This window comes from Mesorhizobium oxytropidicola (genome assembly GCF_056174625.1).
The window spans coordinates 4,834,483-4,855,793 of the sequence record NZ_CM149692.1 but is presented as its reverse complement, the minus strand read 5'-3'; the positions used below and the strand labels follow the sequence as shown (position 1 = coordinate 4,855,793).

The window sequence follows — 21,311 nt, the reverse complement described above, 5'->3', positions numbered from 1 at the left end:
TACTTTTCTACGTATCCGTCTGATCTAAGAAAATAGTTCCTTGTCAGTCTGTCTGGCGTGGCGTAAAGCCTCTGCCCGTCGCGTTGAAGAAAGATGGAAGTAGTATGTTGACTCGCTCCGGACAGGCTGGCATCGAGCGGAATGCATCGCGACAACTCCCGGTAGAAGACCTTGGTGTCCGCTGGTATGTGGCCGGTGTAGTTCCCGGCAAGGAGACCATAGCTGAGCTACATCTTCATAGGCAGGGATTTGTTTCATTCGTTCCGCGTGCAGAGAGAACTGTTCGTCACGCCAGGCAGCTCACCACGCGGTCAGCAGCATATTTCCCTGGGTATATGTTTGTTGCCCTGGACGTTACGCAGCAACGCTGGCGCTCAGTTAACGGAACTATCGGCGTTCGCTCTTTGATCATGCAAGGGGATAGGCCCTCACCGGTCCCTTTTGGTTTGGTCGATCGGTTCATTGCATTGACTGGCAAAGATGGCCTGCTTGATTTCAGTAGCGGACTCAAGCCGGGATCTTCGGTTCGAATTCTATCGGGGCCTTTCGCCGAGTTGATCGGTCGTCTTGATCGACTAGATTCTACGGGGCGGGCCCGGGTTTTGGTCGCCATCATGAATGGCGAAATTCCTATTGATCTGGAATCAAGTGGTCTTGTCGCAATTGCGTGATCTAAGCGCGTTATTGCTCGGTTGCTCGATCCCCTTTGTTGCATATGCAAACTTCCGGCTTCACCCGGAAGTGCGGTAGCCGTGGTCTTGCGACGTCAATAGCGGTCACATCCTGGCGACGATCAGGAAAGACCGTGAGGGCCACTAACTGCCTGCACAAAACATCTATGTTGCTCTCAGCGCGATAGTGGCGACCAAAGAATGCCGCAGTATCGGGGAGGCCACCGGCGACCCCGGGGACGCGTTTGATCATGCCAGTCATAACGATAGCCAGTTGGTGAAGAGCAATTCGCCGGGTGCCAGCACATGAATATGAACGTACGCGCCATCAATCTACCAAATCAAAGACATCTGCTGTTGCGAATGCGCTTTCAGTTGGCGGGCGGCTTGATGTTTGCAGTGCTGATTCCCGCTCTTATCCGCACATCAGTTGGCTTCGGTGTGATCTACTCTTCTAACATGCAGATCACGATTGTCGCCGCGATCATCGCGCATATCACAGGCTACATGTTATACCGCAGGATCGCGAATTTTCCTGGGGTAGCGGCAGCTGGATACATTCTACCCACCTTTGCTTTAGCCTACGGCCTCGTGTTTTTGACCATTTTCTTTTTTCGGATCGACTACAGCCGGTTTCAGGCGGCCGCCAGCTTCTTACAGTCGACATTTTGGTACTTCGCGCTAAGCGTCGCGACGCGACGGCTCGAACCATACCGTCTGGCTGTAATTCCTGGGGGGAACGTCCATCGGCTCGGGAACATACCCGGCGTGGCGTGGCATTGGATTCATTCGTCTGACGAAGTTGTAAAACAAGCGAGCGGGGTGGTCGCCGACCTTCGGGCCGACCTTTCAGACGAGTGGGAGCGATATATTGCCGATCGCGCGCTTTCTGGCACGCCGGTCTATCATATCAAGCAGGTCAGCGAGTCGCTGACAGGGCGTGTCGAGATCGAACACCTTTCAGAAAACACTCTCGGCTCTCTAAATCCGAACCAAGCCTATCTGAAGATAAAGCAGGTGATCGACTGGATTGCGGCGTTGGCAATTCTGGTGCTTCTTTCGCCTGCTCTTTTGCTGGTCGCCGCGTTGATCAGATTTGATTCAAGCGGAGCCGCGTTATTCAAACAGGAGCGGATGGGTTACAGAGGCAACATTTACAAGGTCTACAAATTTAGGACCATGAGGGCAGGTGCCCGTGTTGCAGACGATAAGGAACAGGCAATTACGAAAGACGGTGACGCGCGCATCACTCGATTTGGGCGATTCTTGAGAAAATCGAGGATCGACGAACTGCCGCAAGTTATCAACATCCTGCGCGGAGAAATGAGCTGGATAGGGCCTCGACCCGAGGCGCTTGTTCTTTCCAGATGGTATGAGGCCGAGCTGCCTTTTTATAGGTATCGGCATATCGTTCGCCCGGGCATTACTGGGTGGGCGCAAGTCAATCAGGGTCATGTAGCGGCAGTAGGAGAGGTGTTGGAGAAACTTCACTATGATTTCTACTACATCAAGAACTTCTCCCCGTGGCTGGATCTGCTGATCGTTTTTCGAACGATTAGAACTGTCCTCACCGGCTTTGGCGCGCGTTGAATGACCGAGAGTGCGAGTTCAAGCCGAGGCGGTGCGTTGAAAGTCGGATCCGCGCCCCTGTTGCTGGGAAATGAGCGTTTGGTCGCCGGGGCGGCCCGTCTGCTGAACATTGTTTTGCGTTTCGGCACTCTTTTGACCCGGTTTCTGTTTGTATTCTTCCTAGCGAGATACGTCGATCCGACATCGGTGGGTTACTACGGGCTTTTCACAGCAACGCTCATTTACGGTCTATATTTGGTCGGCTTGGACTTTTATGTCTTCGTTTCCCGGGAGATACTGACGGTATCAGAGGACCAGCGAGGGGCCATGTTAAAGGGTCAGCTGGCTTTATGTGGTCTTCTATACGTGATTGTGCTGCCAGCTCTGGTCCTGGTTCTAATGCGCGCGGGCTGGTCAGTGTCCTTGCTGTCCTGGTTCGTTCCAATTCTGGTGCTGGAACATTTCAACCAGGAAGTGTCCCGGCTGCTCATCGTGCTATCGGACCAGGTCACCGCGAGCATAACGTTGTTCGTCCGGCAGGGCAGTTGGGCGATCGCGGCTGTAGCCCTGATGATCGGATATCCAGAAGGTCGAAATCTCAACGTCATTATGGCGCTCTGGGCATGTGCCGGCCTCGCTGCGGGAGCACTGGGTATTTGGAGGGTAAAGCAACTTCCGATTGGTGGTTGGTCAAGGCCGGTCGATTGGCGTTGGGTCCGAAAAGGGATCTCGGTTAGCGCGGCGTTCCTCGTTTCGACTCTTGCCTTGCGTGGTATCCAGACAGCCGATCGATATTGGATGGAAGGCCTGGGCGGCATTGAAACGGTCGGCGCCTATGTGTTGTTCCTGGGAGTTGCAGGAACGCTCATGGTCTTCTTGGATGCGGGGGTGTTCTCCTTCAGTTACCCGGCTCTGATCAGTCATAGCCACAAGCGGGAATATGATCTTGCCCGCAAGACGGTTAGGCAGATGTTTTTTCAGACCGTGTCGATTTCGATCGCTTTTGGGTTCGTAAGCTGGACGTTGCTGCCATACTTGCTGAATTGGGTAGGCAAGGCGGTCTATCAAGATGCCTTTGGTCTATACCCGTGGGTTCTTGTTGCATCGATCGCCAATGCCGTCGGTATGGTTCCTCACTATGCTCTCTATGCCCGTGGGTTCGACAAGCCCATCATCTACAGTCACATCGCTGCATTGCCGGTATTTCTGATATCTACCTGGTGCTTCAGCAAAAGCCACGCCGAACTGGCGGTTCCCATTGGCATGACGGTCTCGTTCACTCTGATCATGGTCTGGAAAGCGGTCGCCTACTGTTGGCTCGACAGAAGTCACTTAACGCCAAAGTCGACCGCCTAATTCGAACTTTTTGCTGAAATACGGGCCGAACCTATGATCCGCTACGGACAACAAGATATTACTCAGGCTGACATCGAGGCGGTTGTGGACGTTCTGAAGTCCGCCAACCTTACTCAAGGCCCTAACATCCCGAAATTTGAGCGGAGTGTATTGGCGCGCACCGGCGCCAGGCATGCGGTGGCCGTCAACAGTGCCACCTCGGCACTTCACATCGCCTGTCTGGCGTTGGACCTCGGGCCCGGCGACGTTCTCTGGACCTCCCCGAACACGTTTGTGGCCACGGCGAATTGCGCGCTCTATTGCGGCGCTCAAGTGAGCTTCGTGGATATCGACCCGCGGACTTATAACCTCTGTCCGAGGGCTCTGGAGGAAAAGCTCAACGAAGCTGAAAAGGTCGGCCGACTCCCGAAAATTGTGGCCCCTGTCCACCACACCGGCCAGCCGTGCGATATGGAGGCCATTCACGCCCTTGGTGAAAAGTACGGCTTCAAGATCATCGAGGATGCCTCGCACGCTATCGGCGCTCGCTACAAGGGTGAGCCCGTCGGAAACGGTCGATACAGCGACATCACTGTGTTTAGTTTTCATCCAGTAAAGATCATCACAACCGCTGAAGGTGGGATGGCCTTAACGAACAATGAGGAGCTGGCAACGCGCTTGGGCCTGCTGCGAAGCCACGGCATCACGCGAGAGCCAGAACTCATGACGCAGTTCATGGATGGCCCTTGGTACTATCAACAGGTGGCCCTCGGCTACAACTACCGGATGACGGACATGCAGGCTGCGCTAGGCGTCAGCCAAGTTGCTCGCCTGGCCCATTACGTGAAGCGGCGACATGAGATCGCCGATCGTTACAGCACGCTCCTGGCCAACCTGCCGGTTACGCTGCCGTGGCAACATCCAGACAGCTACTCCGCCTATCATTTGTATGTGATCCGGCTGCAGCTGGAGAACATAGGGGTGACGCATCTGGAGGTCTTCGAGGCGCTGCGTGCCAGGGACATCATGGTCAACCTGCATTACATCCCGGTGCATACCCAACCGTACTACCAGAAGATGGGCTTCCGGAACGGCGACTACCCGGAGGCTGAGCGTTATTACCGGGAGGCCATCAGTATCCCGATGCACCCGACGTTGACCGACGCGGACCAGGAGTTCGTGGTTAAGGTGCTGCGCGAGGCCATGGGGCTATGAGACTGGCAGTGATACCGGCGCGGGGCGGTTCGAAGCGCATCCCCCGCAAGAACATCCGCACCTTTGGCGGGCTGCCGATAATTGCGTGGTCGATCCGCGCAGCCATGCGGAGCGCCTGTTTCGACCGCATCATCGTCAGCACGGATGATGCTGAGATCGCCGAGGTGGCAAAACAATACGGTGCAGAAGTACCTTTCTTGCGCCCGACCGAATTGTCTGACGACCACACTGGAACCGTTCCGGTTGTGGCACATGCCATCCGATGGCATGTGGGGGAGGGTGCTCCTGCCCGTGAGGTCTGCTGTATTTACGCCACTGCGCCATTTGTGCGGGCGAGCGACGTGCGACAGGGCCTGGAGATCCTTCGGGCGGCCGAGGCCGACTTCGCCTTCTCGGTGACGAGTTATGCCTTTCCCATCCACCGGGCGTTGCGGATCACGGCAGGCCAACGCGTGGCGATGTTCCAGCCGGAGCATCTTGGGAGCCGCTCTCAAGACCTTGAGGAGGCCTGGCACGACGCAGGTCAATTCTACTGGGGTCGCTCTGAGGCATGGCTCGAGAACAAGCCTGTGTTCGGGCAAGGCAGCGTCCCGGTGTTCTTGCCGCGTCATCGTGTGCAAGACATCGACACACCCGAGGATTGGGAGCGGGCGGAGTGTATGTTCCGGGTCTTGAACGCGGACACAGGATCGGAATGATCCAAAAATGTCTCGGCGGTGAATGAAAAACATGCAGATCGCCTTTCGAACTGATGCCTCGATCGAGATTGGCACCGGTCATGTCATGCGCTGTCTCACGCTGGCTGACGCGCTTCGCGAGCGCGGGGCGGAAAGCCTGTTCATTAGCCGCCTGCACAATGGCCACCTTATGAACCTCATAGCAGAGCGCGGCCATGCGGCCGTGGCGCTGCCCAAGCCGCCTACAGAGGGCATAAAGGCGTGTGCGGTTCCACCCCATGCCTACTGGCTGGGGACGGACTGGGCTCGAGATGCCCAGCAAACGCGCCAGGCTGTCGGGGCTGTCGACTGTCTGGTCGTCGATCATTACGGCCTAGATCGCCGCTGGGAGGAAGAGCTTCATTCTGCCTGTCGGTACCTGATGGTCATCGACGACTTGGCTGACCGCCGGCACGATTGCGATCTGTTGCTCGACCAGAGCCTCGGTCGCACGGAGGGGGACTATGATGGCCTCCTGGGTGACCAAGCCATCAGGTTGTTGGGGCCCGACTATGCGCTTCTTCGGCCCGAGTTCGCGGAGCTGCGCGCCGAGAGCCTTGCTCGCCGGGTTCAACCGAAACTCGAGCACCTGCTCGTAACCATGGGCGGTGTGGACAAGGAGAACGTCACAGGCTCTGTGTTGGACGCGCTCGATGAGGGGAACTTGCCCCCAAATTTGCGGATCACGGTTGTCATGGGGCCGCATGCGCCCTGGATAGATCAGGTGCGTATCCGTGCGGCCGCAATGCGCTACCCGACCCGGGTTCTGGTCGGTGTGAGCAACATGGCCCGCTTAATGGCCGAAAGCGACCTTGCTATCGGCGCGGCCGGAAGCACTTCCTGGGAGCGCTGCTGCATGGGCCTGCCCAGCTTTGTGTTGGTGCTGGCGGACAACCAACATGCCGTGGCCGAGGCGCTACAAGTTTCAGGGGCCGTCGTCGCCCTGCAGAAACCTTCGCAAGTTGTAACGCACTTGGAGGAGCGCCTGGTGTCAGGGACGGTTGGTCAGTTTCTCCTTGACCTTAGCAACGCAGCCGCGAGGGTCACTGACGGAGAAGGCGTTTCCCGGATCGCCGACCGGATGGTCTGTGAATATGTCTGAGCTGTACCGCGTTCGGGCGATGACTGTTGACGATCTGCCTATGGTTTTGGCATGGCGAAATCATTGGGACGTGCGGCGTTTCATGTTTACTCAGCACGAAATTGGCCTGGACGAGCACCGCAATTGGTTCTCCCGGCTGTGCAATGAGGAAACTCGCCGGTTGCTGATAGCTGCGGTTGGCGATGTCCCTATCGGCTGCGTCCAGTTCGACAATGTCACTGACGGCGGGGTGTCGAACTGGGGATTCTATGCCGATCCCATGGCAACAAAAGGAACCGGGAAGAAGCTCGGTTTCGCGGCGCTGGCTTATGCCTTCGGCGAATTGAACCTGCATAAGGTCTGCGGCCAAGCGGTTGATTTCAACACGGCCTCCATAGCGCTGCACGAACGTTTGGGTTTTGCTCAGGAGGGCGTATTGCGGGAGCAACAACGGATCCAAGGGTTGTATCGTTCCATCGTTTGCTTTGGGTTGCTGAAAAGCGACTGGATTATTCGAATGATACCTCTTGGAGAACCCAATTGAACTGTATCCAGATCGCCGGGCGCTTGATCGGCCCGGGTCAGCCCCCCTATGTCATTGCCGAACTGTCCGCCAACCACAACGGCAGAATCGAAACGGCGCTACAGATTGTCGAGGAGGCCAAGAAGGCCGGAGCAGATGCCGTCAAGCTGCAGACCTACAAACCGGATACGATCACGCTCGATAGCGATGGCGAGGAATTCCGGATCAAGGGCGGTTTGTGGGATGGGCGGAGACTCTACGATCTCTATAAAGAAGCGCATATGCCGTGGGATTGGCACAAGCTCCTGTTCGATCATGCTCGCAAGGTTGGAATTACCATTTTCAGCTCGCCTTTCGACAGTACGGCGATTGATCTCCTGGAAGACCTGAATGCGCCAGCTTACAAGATCGCTTCGTTCGAAGCTGTCGATCTGCCGCTGATCAAATACGCCGCCAGCACCGGCAAACCGATGATCATCTCGACTGGCATGGCGGATGCGGGGGAAATCCAGGAAGCCATCGACGCTGCACGTGAGGGCGGCTGCAAGGAATTGGCCATCCTGCACTGCGTCAGCGGCTATCCGGCTCCAGCCGATGACTACAATCTGCACACCATAGGCGACATGATTGACCGGTTCGGGCTGGTGACGGGCCTTTCTGATCATACGCTGGACAATACCACCGCCATTACCAGTGTGGCCTTGGGTGCCTCGATTATCGAAAAGCACTTCACCCTCGACCGCGGCGGCGGCGGCCCAGACGATAGCTTCTCCCTGGAGCCTGCCGAAATGGCGGCATTGTGCGCCGGAGCGAAAACGGCCTGGCAGGCGCTCGGCAAGGTAGACTATGGGCGCAAATCGAGTGAGCAGGGGAACGTCAAGTTCCGCCGGTCGCTGTATTTTGTACGGGACCTGAAGGCAGGTGATGTCATCACTCGAGACTGCATACGCAGTGTACGACCAGGGTTTGGGCTAGCGCCTAAAAATCTCGAAGCAGTGTTGGGCCGTAAAGTGACCCGCGACGTTCGGTCGTCCACGGCCGTACTCCCGGAACTGATCGATAGCTGGCCGCCAAGATGAACATTCTGCTCCTGTCCAATAGTGCGCCGAACTATTTTCATTTTTTCAACGCGCTGGCGGCGCGTTTCCGCAACGACGGCGCCACAGTCGCCGTCGCGGTAGACAGCGCGTTTTCTCGCGAGGAGAACGGCTTGGATACCGCCGGCTTTGCCGCGATCTATGATTTCTCGACCTTCTTCGCCAGCCATCATGTCGATTTCGGTATTCTAGCCCGCTATGCCGAATATGATTTGAACTCCGCCCTGCTATCTGACTTCGAGCGTGCGCAGGTCTATGGGATTTGGGGAGATGATGCCGACCTTGAGTATTTCGATCGACTGAAAAGCGCGCTGCTAACGTTTTTCGAGGAGATATTCAATAAGCATGGCACGGATCTGGTCTTGTATGAAAATGTCTCGAACACATTTTCGCATTTCGCACTCTTCGTAGCCCAGGAACGGCAAGCCGTTTATTTTGGTCTAGGCGCCTCGCGCCTACCCGGTCGGTTTTCGGTTACGGCAGATCCGCTGGCGGACAACTCTGTCGAGACGGCTTTTGCAGAAATTCGAAATGGCCAAACGACCGTGGCGCCGGATGTTCACCGGTGGGTAGCGAGCTACATCGCCAACATCGAAACGATCGTTCCCGACTATATGAAAATCAATGGGTTGGAACGTATCGCCTTGTTTAAGCGGTACTTTAGACGAGACCGCATCAGTAAGATCAGGTCGCTGATACGCCACGCGTCTGATAGCCGCACGAATTCGTTCCAGATCGGCAATCCCCTGCGCACACATGTAAGCCTCTTTCTGCGCAATGTGCGTCGCCGTCTTAAAGCCGGCAGGGTTCGCGGCATGTATCAGCAAGCCGTGGCTGGTGAGCTATTTCTTCTATATCCGATGCACTTCCACCCCGAAGCTTCGACGTCGATCCTGGCTGGGGCCTACCTCGACGAATATGAAGTCATTCGCAACATTGCCTTCAGCCTGCCCGAGGGCGTCCGCCTATATGTCAAGGATCATATGAGCGCCTGGGCATACCCCTCGCTCGAATTTTACCAACGTATACGGTCTCTGCCCAATGTAAGGTTGCTGGGGGCGGGACGAACCGACAAAGCAGCTCATCAAATCGTCTGTCGGAGTCATCACTCTCACAAGCACGGTCGGTTACGAGGCGCTTCTGCTTAAAAGGCGGGTGTTTCTGTATGGCCGTGTATTTTATGGATTTCACAAGGGCGTCATCGAGGTAGAAAATCCCGCCAATCTACGCCGCATCATCTCAGATGGCCTGACCTCTGCGACAAGCTGGGACGACCAGTACAATCATGATTTTGTCTGCGCCTATTGGCTATCGACCTTGCCGGGAACACTTAATCTTATGCTCGATCGTGAGCCAGCCGCTCAAGCTGCCGAGCATATCTACGGCGAATTAAGAAGGTCGGGGCAATTGCACGGGTTCCCGCCGATAAAGAGCGCAGCTTAAAGCTTAGAAGGCACGCCTAGATACAACTCTCGCCTCAAAGTGCGAGGGCTGGCAGGCGTATTGTTGCTTGTGTGGACATGAACAAGATCAAAGTTTTTTGTGTTGTCGATTTTTATTTGCCAGGTTTCAAGGGTGGCGGACCAATTCGTACGCTTGCCAATATGTGCGAAGCTCTGGGCAGCAGCGTTGAGTTTTTGATTTTCACCAGGGATCGTGATCTGGGCTCGGATGAGCCGTATCCGGGAGTCCGTGTCAATAAGTGGCAGCGCTCGGCAAGTGGTTTGATATATTATGCCGACCCTAGCAAATTTAATGCCAGGTATATGGCCAAGGCAGCGGAGTTGCATGACTTCGATGTGCTGTATCTGAACAGCTTCTTTGGGTACAGATCATCCATTTCGATATATCTCAGCCAACGCTTGGTCCGGAGAAAGGGCGCGAACGTCTGCATTGCGCCACGGGGCGAATTTTCTGCCGGTGCGCTCTCGATCAAGCGTCTTAAAAAGGGGATCTATCTGAGCTGCGCCAGGCTGGTGGGACTGTATCGTGGTGTGCATTGGCACGCCTCCACCCCATTGGAAGCTGAGGATATTCAGCGTCAGTTTCCGTGTTCAACAGGGAAAATCCATCTCGCCGCCGACCCGGTGTCCGCGGCAAGCAAATATTCCAGGGTTTGGGAACATCCGCGAAAAACGGCGGGCCAACTAGCCATCGCCTTCATATCGCGAATCTCACCAATGAAGAATCTGGCTGGCCTCCTCGAAATTCTTTCCCGAGTGGACCGCAAGATCAAACTCAGCGTTTTTGGCCCTATGGAGGACGCTGCCTACTGGCAGAACTGCCAGGCCATTAGCAAACGGCTGCCTTCCCATATCACCGTCGAATATCGAGGAATGCTGGAGCCCCATGAAGTCTCCCCAACGTTCGCCGTATATGACCTGTTCGCGTTTCCCACCTTGGGGGAAATTTCGGGCATGTTGTCTTTGAGGCTCTGCGCGCCGGTACCCCCGTCCTGGTCAGTGATCGGACACCTTGGCGGGCCGTCCCATCCGGCGCAATCACAGTAGTCCCCCTCGGTTCTATCGAGATATGGCGACAGCAAATAGCGGTCGCGGCGGACAGAGATTCCCAAGAACAACGATCGCTGCGAATGGCCGCGATTGAATTCGCCAAACGCTACGCCGCATCCGACCGGGCGCGAGCGGACACTCTGGAAATGTTCCGTTGTGTTGCAGCCAGTTGAAGTTAAAAAGGATCCTCAATGTTTACCGGCAAGACTCTCCTCATAACCGGCGGCACTGGTTCATTCGGAAATGCCGTTTTGCGGCGGTTTCTCGATTCCGATTTAGCTGAAATCCGCATTTTCAGCCGGGATGAGAAGAAGCAGGACGACATGCGCAAGAAATACAACAACTCCAAGGTCAAGTTCTATATTGGAGACGTGCGCGACTACCAGTCCGTCCTCAACGCCGTACGAGGGGTAAATTTTATTTATCACGCCGCGGCACTCAAGCAGGTGCCGTCCTGCGAATTCTACCCGCTTGAGGCCGTCAAGACCAACGTGCTGGGTACGGAGAACACGTTGGAAGCCGCGATAAACTGCGGTGTAGAGCGTGTGATCTGCCTGAGCACGGATAAGGCGGTGTACCCGATCAACGCCATGGGCATCAGCAAGGCGATGATGGAGAAGGTTATCGTCGCAAAGTCGCGGTCGAGCAACAGCACCGCCATATGCGCTACTCGCTACGGCAATGTGATGGCTTCGCGGGGCTCGGTAATTCCGTTGTTCACCAACCAAATTCGCGCCGGCCAACCCATAACAATCACCGACGCGGCAATGACCCGTTTCATGATGACATTGGACGACGCCGTCGACCTGGTGCTCTACGCCTTCGAGCATGGCAATCCGGGTGAGATCTTCGTGCAGAAGGCCCCGGCCGCAACGATTGAGACTTTGGCCAGGGCCCTGACCGGCCTGCTGGGAGCCCCTGATCATCCGATCAGAATAATCGGTACGCGACACGGTGAGAAACTATTTGAGGCCTTGCTCAGCCGAGAGGAAAGAGTGGCTGCGCAGGACCTGGGGAACTACTATCGAGTTCCGCCAGATTTGCGTGATCTGAATTATGGAAAATTCTTCGAACAGGGCGAGATCGAGATATCGCAAGCGACAGACTACAATTCACACAACACCACAAGATTGGATGTCAAGGAGATGCAGGCACTATTGATGAAGCTTCGGTTTGTGCAAGCTATTGTCCGTGGCGAGAATGTCGAGCCCGAAGAGTGAGCCAGATGGAATGACCTTGGTCCCGTTTGCAATGGCCTCTGAAGGTTGGCTGTTTGCTCGCGGGCTCAGCCCCTGGTCCAATACACAGATTTCTTGGCGGTATGGTTTTAGATTCCCACCAGAAAGGCGCTGCGTAACGTGAAGACGAACAGAATCCTTGTCCTGGGGGCTGGTGGGATGCTCGGAAACGCGGTCTTCCGAATCTTCTCCGCCGATCATCTATATGAAACCGTTGGAACCCTTCGATCATCGGCCAAAAAACGCCATTTTCTGCCTCGCGATCATGGTAGCCTCATATCCAACCTCGATGTTCGAAACGATGGGGATTTGACGGCCGTGTTCGCCGAGACCCGGCCGGATGTCGTCGTAAACTGTGTGGGCGTCATCAAGCAGCTTGACGCCTCGCGAAACCATCTCACGTCGCTGACAATCAACGCGTCTCTGCCTCATCGCTTGGCGCAACTTTCGCGCGTAGCTGGGGCTCGTTTGATACATGTGAGCACAGATTGTGTTTTCTCAGGCAGCAAGGGAAATTACCAAGAATCCGATTTTGCCGACGCGAACGATCTGTACGGGAGAACTAAATTTCTCGGTGAGGTCGATTACCCGAATGCAGTTACGCTTCGCACCTCAATCATCGGTCACGAGCTAGAGAGCTCAAAAAGTTTGGTTGACTGGTTTTTGAGCCAGAAAGGCGAAGTCAGGGGCTACAAGAACGCCGTCTTCTCGGGCTTGCCAGCGGTCGAACTTACGCGGGTGATCAAGGAATTTGTGATCCCTAACAACGAACTAAGGGGCCTTTTTCACGTGTCGGCTGCTCCGATCAACAAATTTGATCTTCTTTCACTGGTATCCAAGGTCTACGGCAAGGAAATAGATATTGTTGTCGATACGTCCGTCACTGTCGATCGCTCCCTGAATTCCGACCTATTTAGGAGAACGACGGGATTTACACCTGAGCCCTGGCCGGAACTCGTGGCAACAATGCACAAGAGCTATCTCAAGTACAACCAAGAGGTCGCTCGAAGTAAGGGTCTGAGCGCGTCGACAGATCAGGATTGCTCGTGAGCCGCTGTTAATCGTGCTTTGTTGGAATTTACTAGGCAACTAGCTTAACGCATCCTCGGTTGTTGATCGAAAGTATCGCTCAGCCCTGAGAGTTCAAGTGTGGGAGTGGATTGGTGAACAGGCTGAAGGTCATGACGATCGTCGGGACGCGCCCCGAAATCATCCGATTGTCGCGTGTTATCGATAGGTTGGATCAATCGTGTGACCAATGCCTCGTGCATACGGGCCAAAACCATGACTATGAGTTGAATGAGATCTTTTTTGAGCAGCTTAAGATTCGCCGCCCCGATGTGTTTCTTGAGGCATCAGGAGACACAGCTGCCAAAACGATTGGTCGTGTGATCGCGACGACCGATCAAGTGCTTCGCGAGCGTCGGCCAGAAGCGGTTTTGCTGCTTGGGGACACAAACAGCTGTCTCGCGGCAATTGCCGCCAAGCGATTGAGGATTCCTGTTTTTCACATGGAGGCCGGCAATCGTTGTTTCGATTCACGGGTTCCAGAAGAGATAAACCGCCGAATAGTCGATCATGTTGCCGACATTCATCTGACTTACAGTGACATCGCGCGAAGCTATCTGCTGCGAGAGGGGATTGCGCCCGATCAAATTATCAAGACGGGCAGCCCGATGCTTGAAGTCCTGACTTACTATAAGGATGAGATCAATAAGTCGGACGTCTTGAGCCAGCTCTCTCTTGAACGAGGAAAATACTTCGTGATGAGTGCTCATCGCGAAGAAAACGTCGACCCACCGGACAAAATGACCCGGATTGCTGAGATCGCCAATCACATAGCGCAGGAACACGGCATTCCGGTAATTGTGTCGACGCACCCGCGCACACGTTCGCGGCTGGGCTCGTTGAACCTCGAAATGAACTCGAGAATCCATTTTATGAAGCCCTTCGGCTTCTTGGACTATGTGCATCTGCAGATGAATGCAAAAGCAGTTCTGTCGGACAGCGGCACGATCACGGAAGAGTCCTCCATCTTGAATTTTCCTGCGCTCAACTTGCGCGAGGCCCATGAGCGTCCAGAGGGCATGGAGGAAGGTGCGGTAATGATGGTGGGCTTGGACCTCGACCGGGTATGTCAGGGCCTTGCGATCTTGGAAAGCCAGTCGCGTGGGGCGGAGCGCGGGCTCCGCCTGGTTGCCGATTATGACATACCCAATGTCAGCGAAAAGGTGGTTCGCATAATCCACAGCTATACTGACTATGTGAACCGTGTTGTGTGGAAGAAGTACTGAGCGACTCCAGATGCGGATCGCTTTGATTGCGGATACTTTTCCACCGCTGCGCACGTCGGGCGCCGTGCAACTGAGGATCTTTCCCGGGAATTTGCGCGACAAGGGCATCGGGTGACTGTCATGCTCCCGGCGGCCGATCTGGACCGCCCCTGGGCAATGTTAGAGCTTGACGGTGTAACGGTGCTGCGCCTGCGAGCGCCGCCTACCAAGGAAATTGGCTATGTGAGGCGTACCTGGAATGAGTTCGTCATGCCTTTTGCCATGTTGCGCAACCTGCGCGAAAGCCCGCTGGCAGGGCAGCGGTGGGACGGGATTGTTTGGTATGCTCCCTCGATCTTCCACGGGCCTATGGCGAGCGCGCTAAAGCGCGAAAGCGGCTGCAAAGGGTATCTCATCATTCGCGATATCTTTCCCGAATGGGCGGTCGATATGGGCCTGATGGCCGCGGTCTGCCCTACCGTTTCTTCGATTCCATCGCGCGCTACCAATACTCGATTGCTGATGTGATCGGCGTACAGACCCCGGGCAACCTGGTTTACTTCGATCGGTGGCGGCGGAAGTCCGGGCGCGTGCTTGAGGTGTTGCAGAACTGGCTGGACAAGCCTTCAAACGTGCGTTGTTCGATCCGTGTCAGTGACACGCCGTTGGCCGGGCGCAAGCTGTTCGTCTACGCAGGCAATATGGGTGTGGCTCAAAGCGTCGGCATTGTATTGGACTTGGCGCAGAGAATGGCCTCCCGGGTCGATGTGGGTTTCCTATTCGTCGGTCGCGGCAGTGAGGTCCGAAGACTTAGGGAAAAAGCGCAGGCTCTCGGCCTCACCAACGTGGTCTTTTTCGACGAGATTCACCCCGACGAAATCCCGGACCTTTACGCACAGTGCCGGATTGGGATCGTCTCGTTGGATCTTCGCCATAGGTCTCACAACATACCAGGCAAGTTCCTGACTTATATGCAAAGCGGCCTCCCTGCACTCGTGCGCTTGAACCCAGGCAACGACTTGGCCGAGCTGATTCGAAACGAGCGGGTTGGCCAAGAGTGTCAGAGCGATCAGATGGATGAACTGGTCGCGAAAGCGGAAAGGTTGCTGGTACAGCTAGAAACGGATGCCGACCTGCCCGGACGTTGCAGGCGATTATTCGATCGCCAGTTTTCCGCCAAGCAGGCGGTGTCCCAAATCGCAGAAGCGCTTTCCAAACCATAATCGTAACGCCTGGATCTTTTCTCTAGGGGAGGGCACGCACTGGCCTCCCCTCGTGGTCAGAGTGCTGCCCGTCTCCCGCAATGCCTGACGGCGAAGCTAACCATTCGGCCAGGGCCGCGATGACTATGATTTCGGGTGATGGTTTTTTGCGGTGGGTTTTCCGGCGGCGCGTGATCAGCAGCCCTGCGCTAGCCGACGACATGTTGTGAGAAAATCTAGGATGGCGGGTATGGTTGCCGGAGAACCAGACGACGTGCGTTTGAAGAATGTCAACGGCCAATGGATTGTTCAGGTCGTCGAAAATGGCAAAGTCACTCGGCATTTATTCAACGCTCAAGACCTGGCTGAGTTCTACGCCGAACTCCAGCGAATGAGACTTGGCCTGCCCGGAAAGCCGCCAATTTGTGAGGACAACATGGTGAATGAGCGCGCGAAAAAGCTTCGTGAAATACCAGACTTCATCATCGACGATGTTCTCGAACTCGCCGAGTACTCCGATCGGGGTATTGTCACCACCGTAGTTGATACGCACGGCCTTCGCCTCCGTCTCCACCTCACCGCCGTGACCTCAGAATTGCTTTGCGAGCGAATTGCCGAAGCGCTGGAGCGCCGCTACGGCAAATAGTGGCCTCCAAGCCTAACTGCCGTCGTGGATCGACAAATCCGTGATCACTCTATGCGGTGCCTCCCAAAGGCCTAAGGCCTGCAGCGGGACGCCCTGATTCGGTCTGACCGGCACTATTAGGCACCTCCCAAGCGGCAGCGCCGGTAACCCGAAACCACGCCAGATGGATGTTTAAATATGCTGACCAATCAAACACGTCTGTTTGGAGATTACGCGCCCATCGAGAGCAAGGTATCACACCAACTCGACTCTGTTAGGGGTGTATCCTCGCTGCTGGTGCTGTTTGCACATGGCAATCAGATCTTCGTGGCGCCCACCAACAGCACTCTGTACGGGACTTTCGGGATATTTGCCCAAGCCTCAGTCATGGCCTTTTTTGTTTTGAGCGGGTTTCTGATATTTAAGTCAATGGCAAAAGCAGGCGGTGCTGGACGCGTCGGATACGTTGAATATATGTCAAATCGCCTAGATAGGCTTGTTCCGACGCTTCTATTTAGTGTTGTTGTTCTATACGCCTTTTATGCTCTTTCCGTCACGCTGTTTCCGTCATCTTCAAATTTTTTCATGATTAACTCTCCGTTTCTAGCAAAAGACGGCTATATAATCAGCAATGCGGACGTTGTTGGTTCGATCGTCTTCCTAAATGGATTTTTATCCGGTGGCGTATCTGCGAATTCTCCCCTATGGAGTCTCCCTTATGAGTTTTGGTATTACGTTGTAGCTGGGTTGATTTTTTACTTTCGTGGAATCCGCGGATTGGTCATTGCTTTACTGACTATGGCTGCCCTTGCCTACCTGAACAAGATTTTCCTTGTTTATTCCCTCGTGTGGTTCTCTGGTGGCGCTGTGGCAATTCTGCACAATGCTGGCGTCAAGCTGCCGAGAATAACCTGGGCATTGTTGGTGTTGTTCGCATCTGCTGCTGCCGCAATTGCCGTTTATTACATTCTCTCATCGTTATACGCAAATTCACCAAGTGCGATTAACTTAAGAGTTATTGTGGTTTTCAATCTTGTCTGCGGGTTGACGATGTCGTTAGCCCTCTATTTGATCCTATTGTCAGAATTATCCTTTTTCCCAATTTTCAAAAGTGCGTCCAAATTTTCCTACACGCTCTATATCGTTCATTTCCCAATTCTGCTCTTTGTATACGGGGTGAGCCAGAGGGAAATTCACGGCAATCTGGGGCTATCTGTACTATTCGCCATGCTATCCTGCCTTGCGATAGTGCTGTTTGCCAGAATTTGTGCGCCGCACATCGAAAGCCTTAAGCCCATAAAAGGCATGCGGCGGCTATTTGCTAAAGACGCCCGAATGCAGCGAACGTCACCTTAATTTACGACTTGAGTCCCGCTCGTCAGAGGCAATTGAGGAAACAACGACGATCAATGAATAAATGGATCGCAATTCCTGTTGTCGGCCTGGTGTTTGCCGTGGGCTTCATGGCTGTCATCGTGTCGCAGAGGGACAAACCACGTCCACAACCACGTGCCACGCTTTTACCATTTGCCGGCCACCTCAACATACCCTCGATAGACGATCTGCGGGTGGGGGGTCGCAAAATTGTCCTATGCGGCGCGGCGTCGACAAAACCTCCGGCTTTGCGTGACATGGTAACAGAAGCGGCGCGGCGTGATTTTCAGGGAATGGTTTTGAACTGCAAACCGGTCGGCTCAGGCACTCCCTGTGATGGGAAGACCGGAGCCAGGTTAGGCGATGCAATGGTTGTGCAGTGTCTTACGCCGGACGGGGGTGACTTGGCGGCTATTCTCACCCAAAGGGGCTTACTCTGCGGCCAGCCTAGTCAGATTGGGTCGACTTATCGAGCTTGTTGATTGTTGATATCCATTTGATACGGGTGCTGCGGCGTTGCGACAACGGTTTCGCCGCTGGCAGCTAGCGGCGGCTCTATGCCGAAAGACAAAGACGACCGTTGTTCGAACGGCTAAAAGCGATTTGGGGGACGACAGGCGTGTCATCGGCATCGTATAATCTTACCGGCGTTGGCAACCACAATGATGGAGCGGCGCTAAGTTCTGCCTTCACTATATTGACCTACGTCACCATTATCCTTTGCTTTGTAGGGCAATCAATTACTGAAATATATACCAGTAAATATCTATTTGCCCTGATTGCATTCCAAACGGCTAGGTTGTGCCTTATTAAATTCCGCTCTTCGCTAGACTTGTCCATCGGTATTACATTTTTACTGCTTTATGTGCCATTTGCTCCCAATCTTCTTATTTTCGACGAAGTTGATGCATCAGTTATTATCTCGATATTCATTATTTTTTCTGACGCTCTTCGGAAGTACGATAGCACCCCTGAATTCATTCCGATTCTATATGGAAGAAATGAGTGGTTTCAGTGGTGCGGACTGGCTGTTGGCGTATTGTCAATCGTATTGGTCGGAGTTGTAGCGCCTCGGCCTGAAATGAGCCTAATGATACCTATTGGTGTTGCGCTATATTTTCAGGAGTCGCTGATTAAGTCCGGTCAAGCAAGACGAGAAGCCATCGTTATATTTCTACTTTTTGAGTTAGCAATAGGTGGAAATCTCTATTTGTATTGGGGAGGCTATGGCAGGCTTGCCGTTGCCGCGTATCTCATTATGCCATTTGCGATGCTGTGCTCGTACTATCGGATCGGCGTCAAGTTTTCCTATCTTGTGTTGGCTATGCCTGCTCTGCTGGTGTGGGCGATGGTAGTGAGAGGTGAAGAGGCTATCAGCATAACCAGTACCGCCGCCATCGGTGTCACTGACCATATGAGATTCACAGAGTACCTTAGATCGGGTCTGCGTTATGGTGATGTGGGGATCGTGCCATACCTGAAGCAACTGGAATTGTTTTATTTAAATTGGTTTCCGCGGGACTCATGGGCTGGCAAGCCGGTGGGAGCCGGGTATTACTCCGTTGATTTCCTCTGGGGACGTATTGGCGTAGGAGAGGACTACAATGTATCATTGGGATTCGTAGGTGATCAGTTGTTTACCTTAGGGGATGCATACCCCGTAGGACTGATAATTATGCTTGCTGCGATGATACTTACAAGGAAAGCAATTGCCTGGTTTTCAGGAAATGGCAGCGTAGCAGCTCTAATTGCATTTGATGCGACTCTTCTCACCTACTTCTGGGGCGGCATGGCTGCGTTTGGAGCCCGCGCGTGGTTCGTAATTTTCCCAATCCTAGTGCTCTCATGTTTAGGGAAAGTTTGGGAGCCAAGCAGCCGCCAGCGCCCCACGGTTAGGAACTACATATAGTCGATCATGATCAGGCCGACGAATCCGTCGCGCGATCCTGATTTGACGATCTTCATCTTGCCGTCCCATTCGAGGCCGTCGACAATCCAGTTAGCCAGCGCCTTAGAGGCGCCTCTGATGTTCGCCTCGAAGTGTCCTCCTTCCGTTGACGCGATGGTGGCCACTAAGATGTCTTTCCCGGCTACCACGAAATAGAGGTTCAATACGAAGGTCGAGGGGGCGTCCACGCCATCACTCAAAAGCCGGAACTTACAGGGCCTTGCGTACTGCGGAAGGACAACCTTTAAGGTGGCAGGGTCGCTTCCACTACCAAAGCCGCGGTCGTCATTCGGTGCCCAGGTTAAGGTCTTGAGCTCGGCGACCTGCCAGTTACCGGAATAGATCGTCTTCCGGTCGGCAGTGAGCTGGTAATAGCCATCGATCACAGCCCCTGCGAGGCCTTCCTGCTGCATGCTGATCTCTGCCGGAATAGCTCGTCGATCGGAGGCGAGGACAGCGCCACTTCGATAGGCCGGCTGGTTCGCCACACGCTTGTAGTTCAAGAGCCGACATCGGTTGAGTTCGATCTTACCATTCTCGGAGTTCGCGCCGAGGGTAACGGTCATGTAGGCCAGCACATCCATGGGAACGTTGGTATGCACATTATCAAATCGAGCATACACACGGCCGCCAAACCTAGCCAGGACAGGAGCTTTGGAACGGCTCCCCATGATGCCCATGTCTTCGAAATGCAGCCGAAAGGCGTTGCTTGCGGCGATCACACTTGCCGTGTTGTGGTCGATAAAGGGGCCGTCGCCACGGGCCTCCATCCGAACACCTCGGCTTGCAAACTGCCCGGTTACCTGAAACGCGCCACCCACATTAGGGTAAGTAAACGACACGTAGGGACCATAGCCAATAACCGAGCCGCCTACGTGGTTGATGAAGGTACCGCGCTCGAAAACGATCATGGGCCATTTTTCGGCCGCGTCGGCCGCGTCATCGTTCTCGATGTCGAGGCCAATCAACTGGTGATTCACGGCCTGGATGTTGTTGTAGATGAGGCTCCTCCTGCAATTCCTGAATTTGCTGTGCAGGAACATCACCTCTGACTGATATGCGTCTGTAACGATAGTGGCCCCCCCGTCGAACCGTACTCCCTCCCAGAACCCGACAATGCGAACGCCCTTGAAGAGGTGCTTCCAGGCCGGGCCGCCCGACGTGGTGCCAACGAATTGAATTGCCCTCGATGTGCCGGGGTCTTGTCCAGGATCTCAATGTCCTCAAAATGAACGTAGTTGGCGCTGAGATCGCAGAAAAACATGTTCTTTTGGGACATCAAGTTGTCAAACCAGATGCGGGTTGAGTTGCCGCTCTCGCCGATGACCTTGAACGCGAGCTTGTAATCGGCGTCCGGCATGGAGATGGTGTCGGTAATCCGGTATTGGCGACCTGGGAGGTGGACGGGAAGGCCGAGCGTCATGGCGGCCTTGAAGGCTGTCCGTATTGGCGATGTATCGTCGGTGCCGATACCCGTGAGGTTGTTGTAGTCGCCCGCTGCCCCGAACGCTAAGACGTTGAAACCTCCATCTCCTGGAAGAACATATAGCTTCACGCCGCCTGTTGTTGTTATGTGCTCGTCGCTGGCCGTGGATGCTGCTACTTGGTATCGGAAGCCTTGAGCATGAACGATTTCACCACCGTGAATCTGCGCCTTGCCAATGCCATCTGAATAGCCAAGCGTAGTATCAGCCAGACACGCTGCGACAGTCGCAAAGCTGGATGGGGTTGTCTTCGCGTTTGTATCTCTTGGTGAGGCATCCTGGCCGGTTGGTGTCGACGTCGCCAGACCAAGAACCGGCGTTGCGGTTAGAAATTGCCGACGGTCCATGTTTCGTCCCCTAGTCGCAGCGCTTAATCGTAGGTCGCTCGAGGCAGAGTCCATAGGCTGTCGACGACATCAAGGCGGCATTGCCCAATGATGAACACAA

The 21,311-nt window shown here is 54.6% G+C and carries 21 protein-coding genes; 19 read left to right on the top strand and 2 right to left on the bottom strand.

What is annotated here, in order from left to right; genetic code table 11:
- Window positions 1-104 precede the first annotated feature (104 nt).
- The 19 genes from nusG to AC0V8S_RS24190 all read left to right on the top strand — a co-directional run bounded on the left by nusG (window position 105) and on the right by AC0V8S_RS24190 (window position 19,341).
- Window positions 105-671, top strand: coding sequence for a transcription termination/antitermination protein NusG (gene nusG, locus AC0V8S_RS24280; RefSeq protein WP_475433859.1), 567 nt, complete (start codon window positions 105-107; stop codon window positions 669-671).
- A 306-nt stretch (window positions 672-977) separates the two neighbouring features.
- Window positions 978-2,261: a sugar transferase gene (locus AC0V8S_RS24275; RefSeq protein WP_475433857.1), complete on the top strand. Its 1,284-nt coding sequence runs from the start codon at window positions 978-980 to the stop codon at window positions 2,259-2,261.
- Window positions 2,262-3,596: a lipopolysaccharide biosynthesis protein gene (locus AC0V8S_RS24270; protein ID WP_475433855.1), complete on the top strand. Its 1,335-nt coding sequence runs from the start codon at window positions 2,262-2,264 to the stop codon at window positions 3,594-3,596.
- 33 nt (window positions 3,597-3,629) lie between these two features.
- Window positions 3,630-4,790, top strand: coding sequence for a UDP-4-amino-4,6-dideoxy-N-acetyl-beta-L-altrosamine transaminase (pseC, locus tag AC0V8S_RS24265; protein ID WP_475433854.1), 1,161 nt, complete (start codon window positions 3,630-3,632; stop codon window positions 4,788-4,790).
- Window positions 4,787-5,488, top strand: a complete 702-nt coding sequence (gene pseF, locus AC0V8S_RS24260) for a pseudaminic acid cytidylyltransferase (protein WP_475433852.1) — start codon at window positions 4,787-4,789, stop codon at window positions 5,486-5,488. Before pseC ends, pseF begins: the two co-directional genes overlap by 4 nt.
- Before the next feature lie 22 nt (window positions 5,489-5,510).
- Window positions 5,511-6,608 carry a UDP-2,4-diacetamido-2,4,6-trideoxy-beta-L-altropyranose hydrolase gene (pseG, locus tag AC0V8S_RS24255; RefSeq protein ID WP_475433850.1) on the top strand — a complete coding sequence of 366 codons (1,098 nt, stop codon included), beginning with the start codon at window positions 5,511-5,513 and terminating at the stop codon, window positions 6,606-6,608.
- Complete coding sequence (gene pseH / locus AC0V8S_RS24250; RefSeq protein WP_475433849.1) at window positions 6,601-7,131, top strand: UDP-4-amino-4,6-dideoxy-N-acetyl-beta-L-altrosamine N-acetyltransferase; 531 nt, start codon at window positions 6,601-6,603, stop codon at window positions 7,129-7,131. The genes pseG and pseH overlap by 8 nt, the downstream gene beginning before the upstream one ends.
- Complete coding sequence (pseI, locus tag AC0V8S_RS24245; protein WP_475433847.1) at window positions 7,128-8,189, top strand: pseudaminic acid synthase; 1,062 nt, start codon at window positions 7,128-7,130, stop codon at window positions 8,187-8,189. The genes pseH and pseI overlap by 4 nt, the downstream gene beginning before the upstream one ends.
- Window positions 8,186-9,355, top strand: coding sequence for a hypothetical protein (locus tag AC0V8S_RS24240; protein WP_475433845.1), 1,170 nt, complete (start codon window positions 8,186-8,188; stop codon window positions 9,353-9,355). The genes pseI and AC0V8S_RS24240 overlap by 4 nt, the downstream gene beginning before the upstream one ends.
- The gene (locus AC0V8S_RS24235; protein WP_475438689.1) at window positions 9,291-9,650 is read left to right on the top strand and encodes a capsular polysaccharide export protein, LipB/KpsS family; all 360 of its coding nucleotides are present in this window, start codon (window positions 9,291-9,293) and stop codon (window positions 9,648-9,650) included. The genes AC0V8S_RS24240 and AC0V8S_RS24235 overlap by 65 nt, the downstream gene beginning before the upstream one ends.
- 77 nt (window positions 9,651-9,727) lie before the next feature.
- Window positions 9,728-10,717, top strand: a complete 990-nt coding sequence (locus AC0V8S_RS24230; RefSeq protein ID WP_475433844.1) for a glycosyltransferase family protein — start codon at window positions 9,728-9,730, stop codon at window positions 10,715-10,717.
- A 194-nt stretch (window positions 10,718-10,911) separates the two neighbouring features.
- On the top strand, window positions 10,912-11,940 hold the full coding sequence (locus tag AC0V8S_RS24225; RefSeq protein ID WP_475433842.1) for a polysaccharide biosynthesis protein: 1,029 nt from the start codon (window positions 10,912-10,914) through the stop codon (window positions 11,938-11,940).
- 138 nt (window positions 11,941-12,078) lie between these two features.
- Entirely contained in the window at window positions 12,079-13,008 is a 930-nt protein-coding gene (locus AC0V8S_RS24220; RefSeq protein WP_475433841.1) for a dTDP-4-dehydrorhamnose reductase family protein, read from the top strand.
- Window positions 13,009-13,121: 113 nt separating this feature from the next.
- Window positions 13,122-14,252: a non-hydrolyzing UDP-N-acetylglucosamine 2-epimerase gene (gene wecB / locus AC0V8S_RS24215; RefSeq protein WP_475433840.1), complete on the top strand. Its 1,131-nt coding sequence runs from the start codon at window positions 13,122-13,124 to the stop codon at window positions 14,250-14,252.
- 120 nt (window positions 14,253-14,372) lie between these two features.
- Complete coding sequence (locus AC0V8S_RS24210; RefSeq protein WP_475433838.1) at window positions 14,373-14,759, top strand: hypothetical protein; 387 nt, start codon at window positions 14,373-14,375, stop codon at window positions 14,757-14,759.
- A complete protein-coding gene (locus AC0V8S_RS24205) occupies window positions 14,756-15,454 on the top strand; it encodes a glycosyltransferase family 4 protein (protein WP_475433837.1) in 699 nt (232 codons plus the stop codon). Before AC0V8S_RS24210 ends, AC0V8S_RS24205 begins: the two co-directional genes overlap by 4 nt.
- A 220-nt stretch (window positions 15,455-15,674) precedes the next feature.
- On the top strand, window positions 15,675-16,079 hold the full coding sequence (locus AC0V8S_RS24200) for a hypothetical protein (protein WP_475433836.1): 405 nt from the start codon (window positions 15,675-15,677) through the stop codon (window positions 16,077-16,079).
- Between the two features lie 177 nt (window positions 16,080-16,256).
- Window positions 16,257-17,414 (top strand): acyltransferase family protein, encoded by a 1,158-nt coding sequence (locus tag AC0V8S_RS24195; protein ID WP_475433835.1) that lies wholly within the window; start codon window positions 16,257-16,259, stop codon window positions 17,412-17,414.
- Between the two features lie 637 nt (window positions 17,415-18,051).
- The gene (locus AC0V8S_RS24190; RefSeq protein WP_475433833.1) at window positions 18,052-19,341 is read left to right on the top strand and encodes a hypothetical protein; all 1,290 of its coding nucleotides are present in this window, start codon (window positions 18,052-18,054) and stop codon (window positions 19,339-19,341) included.
- Here AC0V8S_RS24190 and AC0V8S_RS24185 read toward each other — a convergent pair.
- A complete protein-coding gene (locus tag AC0V8S_RS24185) occupies window positions 19,332-20,423 on the bottom strand; it encodes a hypothetical protein (RefSeq protein WP_475433832.1) in 1,092 nt (363 codons plus the stop codon). The genes AC0V8S_RS24190 and AC0V8S_RS24185 overlap by 10 nt on opposite strands.
- Entirely contained in the window at window positions 20,423-21,211 is a 789-nt protein-coding gene (locus AC0V8S_RS24180; protein ID WP_475433830.1) for a hypothetical protein, read from the bottom strand. Before AC0V8S_RS24180 ends, AC0V8S_RS24185 begins: the two co-directional genes overlap by 1 nt.
- Between the last annotated feature and the right edge of the window lie 100 nt (window positions 21,212-21,311).

What these genes read in the sequence shown, in the direction of transcription:
- nusG (WP_475433859.1), top strand. Translation starts at nt 105, where the DNA reads ATGTTGACTCGCTCCGGACAGGCTGGCATCGAGCGGAATGCATCGCGA.
- AC0V8S_RS24275 (WP_475433857.1), top strand. Translation starts at nt 978, where the DNA reads ATGAATATGAACGTACGCGCCATCAATCTACCAAATCAAAGACATCTG.
- AC0V8S_RS24270 (WP_475433855.1), top strand. Translation starts at nt 2,262, where the DNA reads ATGACCGAGAGTGCGAGTTCAAGCCGAGGCGGTGCGTTGAAAGTCGGA.
- pseC (WP_475433854.1), top strand. Translation starts at nt 3,630, where the DNA reads ATGATCCGCTACGGACAACAAGATATTACTCAGGCTGACATCGAGGCG.
- pseF (WP_475433852.1), top strand. Translation starts at nt 4,787, where the DNA reads ATGAGACTGGCAGTGATACCGGCGCGGGGCGGTTCGAAGCGCATCCCC.
- pseG (WP_475433850.1), top strand. Translation starts at nt 5,511, where the DNA reads ATGAAAAACATGCAGATCGCCTTTCGAACTGATGCCTCGATCGAGATT.
- pseH (WP_475433849.1), top strand. Translation starts at nt 6,601, where the DNA reads ATGTCTGAGCTGTACCGCGTTCGGGCGATGACTGTTGACGATCTGCCT.
- AC0V8S_RS24240 (WP_475433845.1), top strand. Translation starts at nt 8,186, where the DNA reads ATGAACATTCTGCTCCTGTCCAATAGTGCGCCGAACTATTTTCATTTT.
- AC0V8S_RS24230 (WP_475433844.1), top strand. Translation starts at nt 9,728, where the DNA reads ATGAACAAGATCAAAGTTTTTTGTGTTGTCGATTTTTATTTGCCAGGT.
- AC0V8S_RS24225 (WP_475433842.1), top strand. Translation starts at nt 10,912, where the DNA reads ATGTTTACCGGCAAGACTCTCCTCATAACCGGCGGCACTGGTTCATTC.
- AC0V8S_RS24210 (WP_475433838.1), top strand. Translation starts at nt 14,373, where the DNA reads ATGCTCCCGGCGGCCGATCTGGACCGCCCCTGGGCAATGTTAGAGCTT.
- AC0V8S_RS24200 (WP_475433836.1), top strand. Translation starts at nt 15,675, where the DNA reads ATGGCGGGTATGGTTGCCGGAGAACCAGACGACGTGCGTTTGAAGAAT.
- AC0V8S_RS24195 (WP_475433835.1), top strand. Translation starts at nt 16,257, where the DNA reads ATGCTGACCAATCAAACACGTCTGTTTGGAGATTACGCGCCCATCGAG.
- AC0V8S_RS24185 (WP_475433832.1), bottom strand. Translation starts at nt 20,423, where the DNA reads ATGTTCCTGCACAGCAAATTCAGGAATTGCAGGAGGAGCCTCATCTAC.
- AC0V8S_RS24180 (WP_475433830.1), bottom strand. Translation starts at nt 21,211, where the DNA reads ATGGACCGTCGGCAATTTCTAACCGCAACGCCGGTTCTTGGTCTGGCG.